General features: G+C 62.6%; 14 protein-coding genes. 4 read left to right on the top strand and 10 right to left on the bottom strand.

All coding sequences use genetic code 11. The features are described from left to right. Positions 1-34 precede the first annotated feature (34 nt). The 7 genes from ACTAQJ_RS13170 to ACTAQJ_RS13140 all read right to left on the bottom strand — a co-directional run bounded on the left by ACTAQJ_RS13170 (position 35) and on the right by ACTAQJ_RS13140 (position 7,153). The gene (locus ACTAQJ_RS13170) at positions 35-1,156 is read right to left on the bottom strand and encodes a Gfo/Idh/MocA family protein (protein WP_498696709.1); all 1,122 of its coding nucleotides are present in this window, start codon (positions 1,154-1,156) and stop codon (positions 35-37) included. Next, the gene (locus ACTAQJ_RS13165) at positions 1,153-1,929 is read right to left on the bottom strand and encodes a sugar phosphate isomerase/epimerase family protein (RefSeq protein WP_498696707.1); all 777 of its coding nucleotides are present in this window, start codon (positions 1,927-1,929) and stop codon (positions 1,153-1,155) included. The genes ACTAQJ_RS13170 and ACTAQJ_RS13165 overlap by 4 nt, the downstream gene beginning before the upstream one ends. A gap of 49 nt (positions 1,930-1,978) precedes the next feature. Continuing rightward, positions 1,979-2,818, bottom strand: a complete 840-nt coding sequence (locus ACTAQJ_RS13160) for a carbohydrate ABC transporter permease (RefSeq protein ID WP_431118191.1) — start codon at positions 2,816-2,818, stop codon at positions 1,979-1,981. Further along, positions 2,811-3,824 carry a carbohydrate ABC transporter permease gene (locus tag ACTAQJ_RS13155; protein WP_431118192.1) on the bottom strand — a complete coding sequence of 338 codons (1,014 nt, stop codon included), beginning with the start codon at positions 3,822-3,824 and terminating at the stop codon, positions 2,811-2,813. Before ACTAQJ_RS13155 ends, ACTAQJ_RS13160 begins: the two co-directional genes overlap by 8 nt. Before the next feature lie 63 nt (positions 3,825-3,887). After that, entirely contained in the window at positions 3,888-5,216 is a 1,329-nt protein-coding gene (locus ACTAQJ_RS13150; RefSeq protein ID WP_498696705.1) for an ABC transporter substrate-binding protein, read from the bottom strand. Positions 5,217-5,258: 42 nt separating this feature from the next. Continuing rightward, entirely contained in the window at positions 5,259-6,416 is a 1,158-nt protein-coding gene (locus ACTAQJ_RS13145; RefSeq protein WP_498696704.1) for a Gfo/Idh/MocA family protein, read from the bottom strand. Beyond that, complete coding sequence (locus ACTAQJ_RS13140; protein ID WP_431118196.1) at positions 6,413-7,153, bottom strand: sugar phosphate isomerase/epimerase family protein; 741 nt, start codon at positions 7,151-7,153, stop codon at positions 6,413-6,415. The genes ACTAQJ_RS13145 and ACTAQJ_RS13140 overlap by 4 nt, the downstream gene beginning before the upstream one ends. A gap of 182 nt (positions 7,154-7,335) precedes the next feature. Between ACTAQJ_RS13140 and ACTAQJ_RS13135 the strand changes: the two genes are divergently transcribed. Further along, positions 7,336-8,556 carry an ROK family protein gene (locus tag ACTAQJ_RS13135; protein ID WP_498696702.1) on the top strand — a complete coding sequence of 407 codons (1,221 nt, stop codon included), beginning with the start codon at positions 7,336-7,338 and terminating at the stop codon, positions 8,554-8,556. A gap of 85 nt (positions 8,557-8,641) precedes the next feature. After that, on the top strand, positions 8,642-9,835 hold the full coding sequence (locus ACTAQJ_RS13130; RefSeq protein ID WP_498696700.1) for an MFS transporter: 1,194 nt from the start codon (positions 8,642-8,644) through the stop codon (positions 9,833-9,835). 319 nt (positions 9,836-10,154) lie between these two features. Here ACTAQJ_RS13130 and aceB read toward each other — a convergent pair whose 3' ends face one another. After that, the gene (gene aceB, locus ACTAQJ_RS13125; RefSeq protein WP_498696699.1) at positions 10,155-11,807 is read right to left on the bottom strand and encodes a malate synthase A; all 1,653 of its coding nucleotides are present in this window, start codon (positions 11,805-11,807) and stop codon (positions 10,155-10,157) included. 205 nt (positions 11,808-12,012) lie between these two features. Beyond that, positions 12,013-13,335 (bottom strand): isocitrate lyase, encoded by a 1,323-nt coding sequence (aceA, locus tag ACTAQJ_RS13120; protein WP_498696696.1) that lies wholly within the window; start codon positions 13,333-13,335, stop codon positions 12,013-12,015. A 155-nt stretch (positions 13,336-13,490) separates the two neighbouring features. On the opposite strand from aceA, the gene ACTAQJ_RS13115 reads away from it, so the two are divergent. Both ACTAQJ_RS13115 and ACTAQJ_RS13110 read left to right on the top strand, forming a co-directional pair. Next, the gene (locus ACTAQJ_RS13115) at positions 13,491-15,002 is read left to right on the top strand and encodes a helix-turn-helix domain-containing protein (RefSeq protein ID WP_498696694.1); all 1,512 of its coding nucleotides are present in this window, start codon (positions 13,491-13,493) and stop codon (positions 15,000-15,002) included. 144 nt (positions 15,003-15,146) lie between these two features. After that, complete coding sequence (locus ACTAQJ_RS13110) at positions 15,147-16,448, top strand: serpin family protein (RefSeq protein ID WP_498696691.1); 1,302 nt, start codon at positions 15,147-15,149, stop codon at positions 16,446-16,448. An 87-nt stretch (positions 16,449-16,535) separates the two neighbouring features. On the opposite strand, the gene ACTAQJ_RS13105 is transcribed toward ACTAQJ_RS13110, so the two are convergent. Further along, on the bottom strand, positions 16,536-17,150 hold the full coding sequence (locus tag ACTAQJ_RS13105) for a TetR/AcrR family transcriptional regulator (protein ID WP_498696688.1): 615 nt from the start codon (positions 17,148-17,150) through the stop codon (positions 16,536-16,538). Between the last annotated feature and the right edge of the window lie 76 nt (positions 17,151-17,226).

Below are 17,226 nucleotides of genomic sequence, written 5' to 3'. Positions count from 1 at the left end.
TGTGGTTCCTCGTTACGTACGGAGTTGCGGTTGCCTAGAGTGTTGCGGTTTCCGGCGCCCAGTCCTCCGGGACTGGTTCGGAAGTGGGCGCGTTGCTGGTGACGTCCACGAACGAGCCCGATTCCACGGATTCGGAGATCGAGACCATGGTGTCCAGCACGTGGTAGGCCAGCTCGCCGGTGGCGCGGTGCGGGGCGCCGGAGCGCAGGGCACGGGCCATGTCCAGCACGCCCAGGCCCCGGCCGTTGGCTGGTCCGGTGGACGGAATGATCTCGGGTTCTTCCGCGCCGGGGCGCCAGAGCTTGAGGTCGCCGTCGAAGTAGTTCGGGTCCGGCAGCGAGAGCGTGGCCTCGGAGCCGGTGATTTCCACGAACCCCATGCGCTGGCGCGGGGACTCGAAGGAGAACACGCTGTGCGAGGATGCGCCGCTTTCGAACTGTGCCATCGCGGAGACGTGCGTGGGGACCTCGACGGCGAATTCCTCCCCGGTCTTCGGACCGGAACCAATGATCCGGGTCGCTTTCGCGGAGGACCCGACGGCGGCCACCTTACGTACCGAGCCGAAGGTCTGGATCAGGGCGGTGAGATAGTACGGGCCCATGTCGAACAACGGGCCGGCGCCGTGCTGGAACAAGAACGCCGGGTTCGGGTGCCAGGATTCCGGACCAGGGGTCTGGAACGTGGTCATCCCCGTCAACGGCGTGCCGATGTCCCCGCGTTCGATGATCCTGCGGGCTGTCTGCAACCCCGCACCCAGGAACGTGTCCGGCGCGGTGCCAAGCCGCATTCCTGCAGCGTCTGCTGCCTTCAGCAGGCCGAGCCCGGACTCGCGGTCCAGGGAGAACGGCTTCTCCGTCCAGACGTGCTTGCCCGCGTTGACCGCGGCCGTGGCAACCTCGACGTGCGCCGCCGGGATGGTCAGGTTCACGATGATCTCGACGTCGGGATGGTTCAGTGCCAGCTCCGGCGTACCGAACTCGGCGATCCCGTACTCCTTGGCGCGCGCCTCGGCCGCCTCGGCGAACAGGTCCGCGATCACCAGGACCTTCACGTCCGGGAAGACCGTGAGATTGTCCAGATACTGTTTGCTGATGTTGCCCGCACCGATGACGGCGACGCCCACTGGGCCTTTGCGGATTGAAGGTGTGAAGCTCATGCCCCTGCCTCCTCGGAAATAGTTCCCTCAGCTGCCTGAACGCTTGCCGCAGCCGTCAAATACTTCAGGCTTTCGGTGATGCCCTCAAAAATATCGCCGGAGTAGTCATCGAACTCCACCACGCCCACTTCCAGGGACTTGGCCGCGGCGATGATATCGAGGACAGGGATCGTTCCCTGGCCAGCGGGCTGCTGGGCCTTGGTGTCCGTGGTGGCCGGACCGTCCTTGATGTGGATGAGCTTCACCCGGTCGCCCAGGCGCTCCAGCAGCGAAACGGGGTCTTGGCCCCCGACAGCTGCCCAATACGTGTCCACCTCAAGGACGAGTTCCGGATCCAGCAAGCCTTCGAAGTACTCCAGTGCGGTCTGGCCTTCGATAGTGGACTCCAGCTCCCACGCATGATTGTGATAACCCACGCGGATGCCGTACTCAGCGCCCTTCTTGGCAGCTGCATTCAGCGCGGCGGCCGTTGCTTGGATGGTCTCGGCGTCCTGCCAGTGCTCGGCAGGAAGGAAAGGATCAATCACGGTGGTGATGCCCAGTTCCTTGGCCGCGGCGAAAATCTCGTCCTGGTCCTGGCTCAAAAGCGGGGCATGCCCGGACGGAGCGGTAAGGCCGTTCTCCTTCAGGGCGGCGCCGAGTTCCTTGGCGGTGGCCACGAAGTTGTAGGGTTCCACCTGCGTGAAGCCGATCTCTGCGATCTTCCTGATGGTCCCAGGCAGATCCTCCTGGATGGCGTTGCGAACGGTGTAGAGCTGGAGTGAATACGACATGGGTTCCTTCCCGGTAATCGTCCGGTGTTGCTCGTACTTAACAGTGAACCTACTTAACTGCTCCTGACGACAGCCCTGCCACCAAGTGTTTTTGCACCAGGATGAATCCGATCAAGACGGGCAGGCTGACCACCACGGAAGCGGCCATGAGCTGGTTCCAGAAAACATCCGATTCGCTGGCATAGGCCTTGAGCCCCAAGGACAGTGTTTTTGTGGACTCGTTGGTCAGCACGGATGCGAACAAAACCTCGCCCCATGCGGAGATGAAGGAATACACGGCAACTGCGATGATGCCTGGTTTGGCAACAGGGAGGATCACCCGGAACAGTGCTCCCATCCTGCCCGTGCCGTCGATCATCGAGGCCTCTTCCAATTCCTTCGGAATCGAGGCGAAGTAGCCGCTCAGCATCCAGATGGCGAAAGGCAAAGTGAAGGTCATGTAAGTGATGATCAGCCCGAGGTAGGAGCCCTGCAGCTGCAAGCCGGTCATGTTGCGGATCTGGGTGAAGATCAAGTACAGCGGCAGGAGGAACAGGATGCCAGGGAACATCTGGGTGGAGAGGACCGTCAGGCTGAAGGCGCGCTTGCCCTTGAACTGCAACCGCGCAATGGCGTAGGCGGCAAGGACGGCGACCGTCACTGAGCAGGCTGTTGCGCAGACGGTGATGATGAGGCTGTTCTGGAAGTACTTGGCCAGCGGAACCGTGGTCCAGATGTCCAGGTATGGTGACGCCGTGATTTCACGGGGAATCCACTGGAAGAGTCCCGAGACATCCTTGAGGGGTTTCAGCGAGGTGGAGACCACCACGAAGAGCGGAACCGCCACCCAGAGGGACAGGATGGTCAGGACCACGTTCCTGAGGATCCGGAAGTTACGTGTCTCAATCATTGTCGGCTCCCTTGGGCAGCACCATGCGGATGTAGAAAACGGAGGCAATGAACAGTGCGATCAGCAGCAGCACGCTCATTGCGCCGCCCAGGCCGAAGTTCCAACTGCCGAAGGAGTTTTGGTAGATCAAAGGGGAAATAAGGGTGGCTTCCTTGGGAGACGTGGCTCCGAACAGGACGAAGGGAACGTTGAACTGGTTGAAGGTCCACAGCGACATCACCATGAGCAGCACGCCGTTGGCCGGGCGGACCATGGGCAATGTGATGCGACGGAACTGCTGCCAGAGCGTAGCGCCGTCAATGGCCGCTGCCTCGTAGACATCAGTGGGAACGTTTTGCAGTGCCGCCATCAGCATGAGGAAAGCGAAGGGCCACAGCTGCCATACGTTCACAATCACCATGGCTCCGAAGGAGTTCTGGCCCAGCAGCCAGAAGGGGCGTTCGTCGCCGAAGAGGTGGAGGGTGTCCACCAGGATTTGGTTCACGGCGCCGTCGCGCTGGTTGAACATGAAGGCCCAGGCAATGGTTCCGACGTATGCCGGGAGTGCGTAGGGGACCAGGAAGAACGTGCGAAGAAGAGCGCGTCCCTTGAAGTTGGAGGACAGGAAAACTGCGCCTGCCATGCCGAGCACCCAGGAGAAACCGACCACCAGGATGGTGTAGCCCAGCGTGCGGCCAACCGTGCTGAAGAAGGCCTGCCCGATGGTGCTGTCCGGGTTGAGCCCGTTGATGAAGTTCTGCAGCCCTACGAACGGTGCGTTGAGCCAGTTGGTGAGGTTGAGCTGCGTCAGGGAGATGAACGCGATCCAGATCCCAAGGAGCATCGGGCCGATGTGGATCAGGAGCTCAAGGATGGCGGCCGGAAGGATCAAGCCGTAGGGGAGGAATGAGCGACGCCGTTTGCGTACCGGCGGTGTGCTTGCGGCCCGTGGTTGGCCGGGCTCGGGATCAACGGCAGCGGTGCTGCCTGCAGCGGCCGGGCCGCTGTCCAATGCTGAATGGGACATGGAAACTCCTTTGCCGGAGCGGGGACACCACTTCGTGGTGGCGTCCCCGCTCACTGGGCCTGGTTACTGGGCCGCGGCCATCTGGTTGTTGGCGTCCTTGAGGGCCGCCCGGATGTCGTCTTCGGAAACAGTTCCCGTTGCCGCTTTGGCAAAGAGGTTCTTGATTGCCGTTCCGGTGAGGGTCTCCATCTGACCCTCTTTGGCGATCAGCGGCATGGGAAGGGAGTGGTTGGCCAGGGCGTCATTCTTGGCCTTGACTTCTTCGGTCTGGAAGGCTGCATCGCTCGACGCCGCGGTGACTACAGGAAGGGAGGAGTAGGCCTTGTTGAGGGCAATCTGCTCTTCGTCGCTGGTCAGGAACGCGGCCAGTTTGATGGCATTGGCCTTGTTGTCGCTGTTCTTGAAGACACTGAGGTTGATACCGGCCACGTGGCTCTGGGTGCCACGGTCACCAGTAGCTCCCGCGGTCATCATAGGGATCGGGGCTACGCCCCAGTCCTTGAAGTCGCGCGCAGCGAAGTTCTTCAGCGGGCTCTGGTCGAACATCATTGCGGCCTTGCCATTGATGAGGTTGTCCACCTTCTGGCTGCCTTGGCTGAGTTCAGCGTCCGACGGCGACATCACCTTGTCCGTGGCCATCAAGTCCACGAACTGCTTGACTCCCTCAACCTGGGGATCGCTGTCGAAGGTGGGCTTTCCGTCACCGTCGAACAAGGTACCGCCGTTTTGCAGGCCACGAACGAACGCTTGGTGCGAGTTGGCGGAAACGGATGCTCCAGCTGCGGTGAAGCCCCACTGATCGGGCTTGCCGTCACCGTTGGTGTCCTTGGTGAGCTTCTTGGCATCGGCCACAAACTCGTCCCAGGTCGTGGGCGCCTTCTCGATGCCGGCTTCCTTGAACAGCTTGGTGTTGTAATACATGTTGTAGGCCAAACCGTAGAGCGGCACAGACGTGGGGGTCTTGCCTTCCGCGCCACCGGTCGACCAGCTGGTCTTCAGGAAGCGGTCCTTGCCGCCAACGGCCTCCAGCAGTTCACCTTCCACGGGCTCGAAAGCGCCCGTCTCCTGCAGGGTCACGGCCCACGTGTTGCCGATGTTCAGGACGTCGGGACCGTCGCCACTGGTAACTGCCGTAAGAATGCGGTTGTAGAGGTCAGTCCAGCTGATGACTTCCAGCTGTACCTTTACTCCGGTCTTTTCCGTAAAACGATCCAGCGTGGGCTTCAGCTTGGCTGCGGTGTCGTCCAGGCTGTTGCCTTGGTCCGATGCCCAGTAGGTGATGGTGTCGCTGCTTGCTTGTGGGCTGCTACCGCCGCCACCGCAGGCGCTGAGACCCAGTGCCAAGGCTGCCGTCGCGGCAACCGCCGATAGGACTTTCAGGGGATTCTTCATGATGCTCCGGTTTTCTCGTCGTCGAGCTGGTGCTGGCTGAAACTAGGCTGAAAGCGTTGCTGCCGTGGGATCCCAATCCTCGGGCAGCGCAGGGACCTGTGTTGCAGAACTTTCCACATCCACGAAGGCCCGGTTGTCGATTGACTCTGCGATGGAGGCCATGGTGTCCAGGATGTGGAACGCGAGTTCACCCTGGGCGCGGTGCGGACGGCCTTCACGGAGGCCGCGGGCCATTTCCAGGACACCCGCTCCACGGCTGGCAGTTGAGCCGACTGACGGGACGGTTGTCCAATCATCGGAACCGAGCGCGCAAATCCTGATCTCGCCGTCGAAGTTGTTCGGGTCCGGCAATGCGATGGTGGCCTCGGAACCGGTGATCTCCACGAACCCTGCGCGTTTGAGCGGGGAATCGAAGCTGAAGATGCTCTGCGCAGATTCACCGTTCTCGAACTCCAGGATGGAGCTGACGTGGGTAGGGACTGTGACGTCGAACGTCTCGCCGGCCTTGGGACCCGAGCCGATCACGCGTGTTTCGCGGGACTTGGAACCGAAAGCTCCTACCTTGCGGATGCTGCCGAAGGTCTGCACCAGCGTGGTCAGGTAGTAGGGGCCAATGTCGAACAGAGGACCGGCGCCATCCTGGAACAGGAATGCGGGGTTGGGGTGCCAGGATTCCGGACCCGGGGACTGCATCAAGGTCAGTGCAGTCAGGGGAGTGCCAATGTCACCGCGTTCGATCATGCGGCGGGCAGTCTGGAGGCCGGCGCCGAGGAACGTGTCCGGTGCGCAACCTAGCCTTACGCCGGCTGCGTCGGCTGCCTTGAGCAGACCCAAGCCACTTTCGCGGTCCAGGGAGAACGGCTTTTCGCTCCAGACGTGCTTGCCTGCGTTGACAGCCTGTGTGGCAACTTCCACGTGGGCAGCGGGGATGGTCAGGTTGATGACAATCTCCACCTCCGGGTGGCCGAGGACAGCGTCAATGCCACCGTGCACGGGAATGCCGTACTCGTTGGCTCGCGTGGCTGCGGCCTCTTCGAACAAGTCACCGATCGCCACAACGCGAACATCGGGGAAGCTTGTGAGGTTGTCGAGGTACTGCTTGCTGATGACACCTGCGCCGATGATGCCTACGCCCACGGGGCCTGAACCCACCGGGCTTGTCATCAGCGAACCAAAGCCGGCTCCTGCTGCGTGGCTCATGCGGACACCTTCCCCGCGCTGAGGTAGTTGTAGCTGTCTTCCACGGCGTCGAACATGTCGCCTTGGAAGTCGTCCAGTTCCACGACTGCTGCTTCAAGTGATCCGGCAGCGTTCAAGACGTCCCAGATAGGCATCTGACCGGCACCAACTGCGAGCTGGCTCGACGGGTCCGAGGTCACCGGACCGTCCTTGATGTGAATGAATTTGACGCGGTCACCAAGCCGGACCAGGAGTTCGGCAGGGTTCTGGCCACCTACGGCTGCCCAGTACGTGTCCAGTTCCAGGACGACCTCGGGGTTGAGGTGGTCGGCCAGGTGTTCGATCGCCGTTTTGCCGTCGATGACGGACTCAACTTCCCACCAGTGGTTGTGGTAGCCGACGCGGACACCGTATTCGGCCCCCTTGGCGGCGGCCGCGTTGAGCTGTTCCGCGGTTGCTTTGATGTCTTCGATCGTGTTCCAGCGCTCGATCGGGACATGCGGGTCAATAACAGTACCGATGCCCAGCTGCTGCGCAGCGGCAAAGATTTCGTCCTGGTCATCGCTGAGCAAGGGAGCGTGGCCGGAGGGGGCGGTGAGGTTGTTCTCCGTCAACGCCCGCTTGAGTTCTTCGGCCTTGGCAACAAAACGGTAGGGCTCAACCATGGTGAAACCGATATTGGCCAAGCGCTGGATGGTTCCCGCCAGATCCTCTTCAAGGGCCTTTCGGACCGTGTAGAGCTGGATCGAATATGACACTGTCTCTCCTCGTCGTTGTGGGTGGAGGCAAATTGATGCCGCTGATTTCCGGCATCCAAGGGGGTGATGTGCTGCTCCTCACAACCTAGGGGGACTTTTGCCGAGCGTCAAGCAAAAGTTGAAATATGGCCGACAAACTTCTGCTGCATGACACGCATAAGCAATCGTGCTTCACTAATGGCATGACCTCAGCACCCGGACACCAAGGCGGAAAAGACGCCCCCGCACAGGACGCCGGTAACCTTTCACGTGCCGGGGACCTCTTCCAGCTCCTCCGGGACGGCCAAGCCAGGACTCGTGCTGAACTCGCCCTCACCACAGGACTTGCCCGCTCCACCGTCGCGTCCCGCATCGATGCCCTGATCGGATCCGGCCTCGTGGGGCCCGCCGGTGAGGCAACATCCAGTGGCGGCAGGCCGCCGTCGCGCTTTGCCTTCAACCCCGCCGCGCGCGTCGTCCTGGCCGTCGACGTCGGAGCGACCCACGTGATTGTTGCCGTCACCGACCTCGGTGGAAGCGTCCTCGCCGAACGCAGGCTCACGCAGGAAGTCGCCGAGGGCCCGGACGTGGTGCTTGGCCAGGTCATCAAAGCCGGGCGCGAACTGCTCACCGAAGCCGGGCGGGAACCCGGCGACCTCGCGGGCATTGGCATCGGACTGCCCGGGCCCGTGGAACACGCCACCGGACGGCCGGTCAAGCCGCCCATCATGCCCGGCTGGGACGGATTCGACGTCGTTCCTTACGTCCAGCGCTCCCTACCCGTTCCAGTTCTGGTGGACAACGATGTCAACATCATGGCGCTCGGCGAACGCACCGCATACTGGCCGGACCACGAGAATTTCCTGTTCATCAAGGTCGCTACCGGCATCGGCGCAGGCATCATCAGCAGCGGCCAGCTGCAGCGCGGCGCCAACGGCACTGCCGGGGACCTCGGCCACGTGCGGGTGCCCCGCGGCGACGACGTCCTCTGCCGCTGCGGCAACTACGGATGCCTGGAAGCGCTCGCCTCAGGTCCCGCCGTCGCGCGCCAACTCAAGGCGCAGGGCCTCGAAGCCGCCACGGGAGCGGATGTCCTCCGACTGGTGGCCGAGGGAAATTTGCAGGCCATCCAGGCCCTCCGGCAGGCGGGACGTGACGTCGGCGATGTGCTGGCCACCGTGGTCAACCTGCTCAATCCGTCCATGATCATCATCGGCGGCAGCGTGGGAGAGGCTGGCGAACACCTGGTTGCCGGCATTCGCGAGGTTGTGTACCGGCGTTCGCTGCCGTTGGCCACCACTCACCTGCGGATCGGTATTTCCATGGCCGGTGATCGCGCTGCAATCCTGGGCGCCAGCCAGATGGTGACGCAATATGTGCTCTCACCGGCAGTGATTGAAGCCACGCTCCAAGCAGCCGGATAGACGCCGTTTGTGACCGGATGGCCGGTGACGGCGTGATAGCAATGAAGGTGATGAAAACGTTTCCTGCCGTCCTTCACCGCACACCATGAGCCAGTTCCTCGCCAAAGTTCCCCGGGGTTGGTTGATTCTCGCCTGCATTGGCCTGATCGCGCTCAACATGCGTGGGCCCTTCGTAGCAGTGGCCCCAGTGGTGGATTCCCTGCAAGCCGACCTGGGATTCTCGCCTGTTGAACTGGGTCTGTTGACCGGTATCCCTGTGCTCTGTTTTTCGCTCGCCTCGCCGTTGGCGTCCTTGGCTGGTCGTCGGCTCGGTGCCGAATTTGCCGTCATGCTCACGCTGCTCGGCGTACTGGCAGGCGTCGTGATCCGGTCCAGCGGCGGTGGCGTGCCGGTGATAGTGGGGACGGTCATCATCGGTGTGGCTATTACGATCGGCAATATCGCCGTGCCGCTCATCATCCGCAGGGACTTCGCGCCGCGGCGCCAAGCTACCGCGATGGGCGTATATACGGCAGCCCTGAACATCGGATCGTTCCTCACATCAGTCGCTACTGCACCACTCGCTGAACTGGTGGGCTGGCGGCTTTCCTTGGCAGCGAGTGCCCTTCTGGCGCTGGCAGCCATCCTGTTCTGGATACCGACTGTTGGACTCCGGCGCGCGTTGGTTCCGGCTGCGGTCCCTGCGCCCGACCGCTCTGCGTCCGGCGCGGTTGCGGGAGTGGGATGGCTGACGGCCGGCCTGACACTTGGCTTCGCCGGCCAGGCGTTCTCCTACTACGGCATCACGGCGTGGCTGCCGAGCTTCCTGTCCGACGAGCTCGGCATGGGCGCCGCCGAGGCCGGCGCGGGATCATCACTGTTCCAGATTTTCGCGATTGTGGGAGGGCTGGGCGTACCGCTTTTGGCCCGCTTTGCCAGTACGACGACGGTAGCTGTCACCTTGAGTGCGTTATGGCTGACGGTTCCCGTGGGCTTGTTGCTGGCCCCTGATTTGTGGTGGATGTGGTCTTCCATGGGCGGCATTGCGCAGGGTGGCGGCATCACGGTGGTGTTCATCGCCATCATCAAGTTCGCCAGGGACCAGGCTTCGGCAGGGAAGATGTCTGCCGTCGTCCAAGGTGTGGGTTACTTGGTTGCAGCCTTGGCGCCAACCGTCATTGGCTACGTCCATGGCGTGTCCGAAGGCTGGACCGTGCCGCTGCTGGTGATCCTGGGTTCGGTGCTCGCGTTCTGTGTGTGCGTTACGTTGTCCGTGCGCTGGGTGGCCCGGCAGGCGTAGGTTCGTGACGCCGTCGGGCTTTGTGCCCGTCTCGATGGCGCGCTGCGCAGTAGACGGTAGGAAGCGTCTTGTGTGCAGCGGGCCATCGAAGGGGTGGGCGGGCCGGTCGCTGTTCCTGCCCGATTCGGGGGTGCGCTGCGAGACGTGCCGTGCGCACGGCATGGTGTGCAGCTAATCATCGAAACGGAGTGAGTTGACCGCGGGTGGCATGGAGAAGCCCCGCTGCTGGGCTGCCTCCCCGACCATCGGGGTCACTTGTTGCGAAGAGTGCAGGCAGCCCAGCGTTGGGGCTTGGTTTTCCTGGGGCGGCGCCCCCGGCCTAGGCGGCGACGAGTTCCTCTTCCGTTGCCTCTTCACGGGCTTCGGTGAGGAAGCGGGCGTAGGCCGGGATGGTCAGGAACGTGGGGAATTCCTCGGCCAGAGTGACTTCTTCGAAGATGGCGCGGGCGTCTGCGAAACGGTCTCCGTCAAAGCGTTCGAGCCGGGCGAATTCCTCGTCGAGCATGTCCTGGACCCATTCGCGGCTGATGATGTCGCCGTGGTCGGTAATGGCGTGGGAGTGGATCCACTGCCAGAGCTGGGAACGGGAGATCTCGGCGGTGGCGGCGTCTTCCATGAGGTTGTGGATGGCCACAGCTCCGTTGCCCCGCAGCCAGGACTCGATGTAGCGGATTCCTACCTCGATGTTCAGGCGAACCCCGGCCTCGGTGATGGTGCCCTCAGTGCTGGCGATGTCGATCAGGGCGCGGTCGTCGGGAGTGACGTCCTCGCGGGAGCGGTCCAGCTGGTTGGGACGGTCTCCGAGAACTGAGTCAAAAACTTCGCGGCAGACCGGCACGAGGTCGGGGTGGGCCACCCATGAACCGTCGAAGCCGTCGTTGGCTTCGCGGGTCTTGTCCGCCCGGACCTTCTCGAACGATGCCTGGTTGGCGGCTTCGTCCTTGCGGTTCGGAACAGCGGCAGCCATACCGCCGATCGCCATGGCACCACGGCGGTGGCAGGCCCGCACGAGTTGTTCGGTGTAGGCACGCATGAACGGCTGCGTCATGGTCACCTGGCCGCGATCCGGAAGTACGAAGCGCGGTCCCCGGGTGCGGAAGTTCTTGATCAGGGAGAAGATGTAGTCCCACCGGCCGGCGTTCAAACCGGAGGCGTGATCCCGGAGTTCATACAGGATTTCTTCCATCTCGAACGCGGCCGTGATCGTTTCGATCAGCACGGTGGCGCGGATGGTGCCCTGCGGGATGCCGAGCAGGTCCTGTGCCAGGACGAAGATGTCGTTCCACAGGCGTGCTTCGAGGTGGTTCTCGATCTTGGGCAGGTAGAAGTACGGGCCCTTGCCTTGGGCGAGCAGACGGCGGGCATTGTGGAAGAAGAACAACCCGAAGTCCACGATGCCACCGGCGATCGGCTTTCCATCGATCAGCATGTGCTTCTCGGGAAGGTGCCAGCCGCGGGGACGGACCACGATGGTGGGCAGGTCCTCGGCAGCCTTGAGCTTGTACTCCTTGCCCTCGGGGGACGTGAAATCAATGCGGCGTTCCAGCGCATCGGTCAGGTTCAACTGGCCCTGGATGACGTTGCGCCACGTCGGCGTCGAAGAATCCTCCATGTCAGCCAGCCAGACCTTCGCACCGGAGTTCAGGGCGTTGATGGTCATCTTCTTATCCACCGGGCCGGTGATCTCCACGCGGCGGTCCTCCAGACCCGGGGCCGGGGGAGCCACACGCCACGACGGGTCATTCCGGATGCCCTCGGTCTGCGGCAGGAAACGCGGATCCTGACCGGATGCGATCTGCCCACGGCGGGCGTGCCGTGCCTGCATCAGCTCCTGACGACGATCAGCCGTAGCCCGGTGCAACTTACCGATGAACTCAAGGGCGTCCGGAGTCAAAACCTCGTTTTGCCGGCAAATGGGCTGCGCGGTGATCGTGATGCCATTGATAGTGAAGTTGTCAGTGAAGCTGTTCATTTCAAAACTCCTAAGAAAATGTTCGACGGCGGCACTTCGGTAAGTGGGTGCGAGGCCAAGGAGCCGGTGCCGCGGCAGCCTGCGTAAAAGGGGCCCTGCGTCCCGGTCCGTCCTCGCTCAGCGAGGTCGAAACCGGGACGCGGGGAATAGCAGGCAGAGCGGTTCCGGTCCGCAGGCCGGAGGTGAGTCCCGCCGTCGGAAGTGGTTAGTGGAACTGGCCCTCTTCGGTCGATCCGACCAATGCGAGGGTGGATGCGTTCGGGTTGAGCGCGGTTGCGATGTCGTCGAAGTAGCCGGTGCCGACTTCGCGCTGGTGCTTGGTGGCGGTGTAGCCGCGTGACTCGGAGGCGAATTCCTTTTCCTGGAGTTCGACGTAGGCGCTCATGCCTTCACGGGCGTAGCCGTGGGCGAGGTCGAACATCGAGTAGTTCAGGGCGTGGAAGCCGGCCAGGGTGATGAACTGGAACGTGAAGCCCATGGCACCGAGTTCGCGCTGGAACTTGGCAATCGTGGTGTCGTCCAGGTGCTTGCGCCAGTTGAAGGACGGGGAGCAGTTGTAGGAGAGCATCTGGTCCGGGAACTCGGCCTTGACCGATTCGGCGAACTTGCGGGCGAGCTCCAGGTCCGGGGTGCCGGTCTCCATCCAGATGAGGTCCGAGTACGGTGCGTAGGCCTTGGCACGGGCGATGCAGGGTTCGATGCCGTTGCGGACCTTGTAGAAGCCCTCGGCCGTACGCTCACCAGTGATGAATTCCTGGTCGCGCTCGTCAACGTCTGAGGTGATCAGCGTTGCCGCTTCGGCGTCGGTACGGGCGATGACGACGGTCGGGGTGCCGGCGACGTCGGCCGCGAGGCGGGCTGCGTTGAGGGTCCGGATGTGCTGCTGGGTGGGAATCAGGACCTTGCCGCCGAGGTGGCCACACTTCTTTTCAGAGGCCAGCTGGTCTTCCCAGTGAACGCCCGAGGCGCCTGCGGTGATCATGGACTTCATGAGTTCGTAGGCGTTCAGCGGGCCGCCGAAGCCGGCTTCGGCGTCGGCGACGATCGGGACCAGCCAGTCTTCAACGGTCTTGACGCCCTCAGCGTATTCGATCTGGTCTGCGCGGAGCAGGGCGTTGTTGATGCGGCGGACAACCTGGGGTACCGAGTTGGCCGGGTACAGGGACTGGTCCGGGTAGGTCTGGCCCGAGAGGTTCGCGTCCGCGGCGACCTGCCAGCCGGAAAGGTAGATAGCGCGGAGGCCGGCCTTGACCTGCTGAACAGCCTGGTTGCCGGTCAGGGCACCCAGGGCGTTGGTGTAGCCGCCGGTGGGAGCTTCCTCGGTCAGCTGCTTCCAGAGCTTCTCCGAACCGCGACGGGCCAGGGTGTGCTCTTCGGAGACGCGACCACGGAGGCGGACGACGTCGGTGGCCGAGTAATCACGGGTGACGCCTTCCCATCGCGGGTCGGCGGACCATTCAAGTTCCAGCGCTGCTGCCTGCTGCTCTGCAGTCTGTGCGGACTCTGCTGGTTCAAACGATGCGGTCATTGCATGTCTCCTAATATCCAAGCGGGGCTCCCCGGGCCGGCCTCCGCTGCGCCTTTGCTGCATCGGCCGGCTTACCCGGGGTCTGTATTTCTTTTTCGTAAGACCTACTTTTCTGCACTTCCAAGAGGGTTACTAGAGGAAAACTATGGAAAGAAATGCACTTCTTCGCGTATTCTCAAGAAATGTCGCCTGTGAGCTGGAATCGGGAAGTCGCCCCGTCGTCGTCCACAACGTCCCCCGAACTGGACGTCATCAGCCTTGGCCGGCGCGTGCGCCATCTGCGCAAGCAGGCCGGCCTGACGCTGGATGACTTGAGTGCCGCCGTCGGGACCGCTCCGAGTCAATTGAGCCTGATCGAAAACGGTAAACGCGAGCCCAAATTGGGGCTCCTTCAGCAACTCGCCGCGGCCCTGAACGTGAGCATCGATCAGCTGCTGGGGGCCGAGCCGCCCAGCCGCCGCGCGGCCTTGGAAATCGAGCTCGAACGGTACCAGCGCGGACCTCTGTACGAGTCCCTGAACCTACCGAAAATCCGTATCAGCTCGCGGCTTCCGCTGGATGTGCTGGAGTCGCAGGTGGGGCTGCTTCAGGAGCTCGAACGCAAACTTAACGAGCAGGTCGCGACGCCGGAAGAAGCCCGCCGCGCGAACGGCGAGTTGCGTGCCATGATGCGTGAGCGCGGTAACTATTTCCCCGAGTATGAGGCGGAGGCGCAGAAGGTCCTCAAAGGGGTTGGCTACACCACTGGACCACTGAGCCAGCACGTCATTGCGGACATCGCGGAGAACCTCGGATTTTCGTTGCACCATGTGGGCGATTTGCCCCATTCCACCCGGTCCGTGACGGATTTGAAGAACCGCAGAATTTATCTAACGCAGAACCAACGCCAGGATCACGATCCCCGTTCGGTGCTTCTGCAAGCCTTGGGACACTATGTCCTGGGGCACGAAACTCCGCGGAACTACGGCGATTTTCTGGCACAGCGAGTGGCCACCAACTACTTCGCAGCCGCGCTGCTGCTGCCAGAGCATGCCACCGTTGAATTCCTCCAAAAGGCAAAGGCCGCGAAGGAAATCGCTGTTGAGGACATCCGGGATGCCTTCGCTGTGTCCTACGAGACCGCCGCGCACCGCTTCACCAACCTGGCCACCAAGCACCTGGGCATCACCACGCACTTCCAGAAGACACACCAGTCCGGCATCATCTACAAGGCCTACGAGAACGACGGCGTGACCTTCCCGCAGGATCACACCGGCGCCATCGAGGGGCAGCCGTCGTGCAAGGCCTGGACGTCGCGGGCGGTGTTCGACGTTCCGGACAAGTTCAGCGCCTACAGCCAGTACACGGACACGCCTTCCGGGACTTACTGGTGCACGGCCCGGACCGAGCGCTCGGCCGCTGGTGAATTTTCCCTGAGTATTGGGGTGCCGTACCAGCACGTGAAATGGTTCCGTGGGCGCGAGACGACGGCCCGTGCTACCTCGACGTGCCCGGACCCGAACTGCTGCAAGCGACCACCTGCCTCACTTGCGAACGAGTGGGCCGGCAATGCCTGGCCGTCGGCACGGGCTCATTCGCACCTGCTCGCAGCCATGCCCCCGGGCGCGTTCCCGGGCGTGGACGAAACCGAGGTGTACAGCTTCCTGGCGGCTCACTCCGAGCGCTGACGCTCTCTCACATCCTGCCCGCTTTTCCCCCGATGCTCTATCACTTCCTGACAACATTCGGGAATCCTTCTATCACTTCCCGTGAGTTCTGCTGCCGAATGGAGCACGATGTGAGTACGACACTCGCGGGCAAAGGGGATGCACATGATTCGAGTCCGGAAAGCGGCAGCGGTAGTGGCGGCAGCTGCTCTGGCGATTGGCTCCGCAACGGTAACGGCCTGCGCACCACAGCCTGCCGACGTCGGGCTTCTTAAGGCCGACGGCGTCACTCGCGTTAGTGTCCAAACGGCCGACTACCCCACGCAATTCGAAGCGTTCAACGCCTCCGCGCGAAAGCTCGGCGCCGTCCTGCTTGCCGATGGTGGTGACGCCACGGATGGCAACGTGGTGTCCTCGCCCGCCAGCCTGCTGATCGCGCTAGGCATGCTGCGGGCCGGTGCTTCCGGGGCTACAGCGGCGGAAATGGACAAAGTCCTTGGGCTGCCCACCGCGGATCGCGACGAAGCGATGAACGCGTTGCTCGCGTCCCTGGAGAAGTACGACGGCGATCCCGGCTCGGTGGACGAAGAGAACCCGCCGCGCAAACCCGTATTGCACTCAGCCAACGGGATGTTCGTGGACAAAGGCGTGCCCACCGGCGAGAATTTCCTGGCAACCCTCGCCAAGCACTACGGCACGGGCGTCTACCCGGTCTCCTTCCAGGACGAGGCCGTGACCAAACCCGCCATCGATCAATGGGTGAGCAAGAACACGGGTGGCAGGATCAAGGAAGCGCCGGCAAAATATGACCCCGACAACACGCTGAGCCTGCTCAACTCTCTTTACTTTGCCGCAGCCTGGCAAACACCCTTCGACGCCAACGACACCACCGAGCGGCCCTTCACCAAAGCCGGCGGGGAAAAGATTTCCGTGCCCACCATGCACGCTGCCACCAGCATGGCCTACGCGGAAGGGGCGGGCTGGAAGGCAGTTGATTTGCCCTACGCCGAAGGTTTCCTGATGCGATTGGTACTGCCCGACGGCGGTCCCTCGGGTTCAGCGGTTCCGGCGGCGGTTCCGGCTGAGGTACTTAGTCAGGCAGACCTCCACCTGACCGGTGGGGACCACGAAATGGTCCAGATAACCCTGCCGAAGTGGGACCATAAGACCGCCTTCGATCTTCGGAAGGTCTTCGAGACGTTGGGCTTGAAGGAGATGCTCGCTACCGACTCCGACTTCGATTCGATTCAACATGGGATGTTCCTGACCCAGGCCGCGCAGGCAGCGAACATCACGGTTGCCGAGAAGGGCACTATCGCTGCCGCGGTGACCCAGATCAATGCCGACGCCTCAAGCGCCTTGATCCCCGAACGCGAGATCACGCTCGACCACCCGTTCCACTACGAGATAGTGCACGTTGAAACCGGCCTGCCACTGTTCACGGGTTGGGTTGCTGATCCCCGCTGAAGGGTGATGTGAGAGAGCGTCGGCCGGAACGGGTCAGGATGTGAGAGAAGGTCGGCCGCAACGGGCCCGGATGTGAGAGAGCGATGGCTATGGAACCAGCCGCGCCACCAGCACTGCCGCAGCCTCAACGACGTCGTCCGCCTGCCGCTTGGATGAACTCAAGGCGACCTCGTTTCCGGCCAGAGTGATGATGTCCGTGATGACCGCGACCGTGAGCTTTCCCAGAGGGTCGTCGCTGGCGCCCAGCAGCACGGAGTTTTGCCGGACCCACTCGCGTCCACGTTCACGTCGCAGTACCTCGAACCCCGGGGGAGTGTCGCCCTCGATGAACACCCGCTCCAATGCGCGGTGTGTCCAGGTGTAATCGAAATAGCTGCGGCCGCCCACGTTGAACAGTGCCAACGGATCGTTCTCGCCTGACGTGCGGGCCTTTGCTACAGCCGCGGCGACGAGCCTCTCATGCTCGTTTTGATAATCATCCCAGAGGGCCAGGAAGAGTTCGGTCTTGCCCCCGAAGTGGTGATACAGGCTGCCGACGCTTGACCCGGAACGGGCCACGACGTCCGAAATGTTGGCATCGGTGAAGCCGTGCTCACAAAAAACTTCCCTGGCCGCATCCAGGAGGTTTCTTCGGGTGGCGGCTGTCCGCGTCCATTGCCACGAGCCGGCATGGACTGCCGCGTTGGAGGTTTTCCGAACCAAGGATGCTCCCTTCGCCGCGACATGCAGTTTGCCGGAGTGTCGTCGGGCTTCTTTCTGGAATCGTACCTTCACCAAG

It is taken from the genome of Arthrobacter sp. alpha11c (assembly GCF_054149985.1).
The sequence above is the reverse complement of the archived record's forward strand: the minus strand, read 5'-3'. Positions and strand labels throughout refer to the sequence as shown.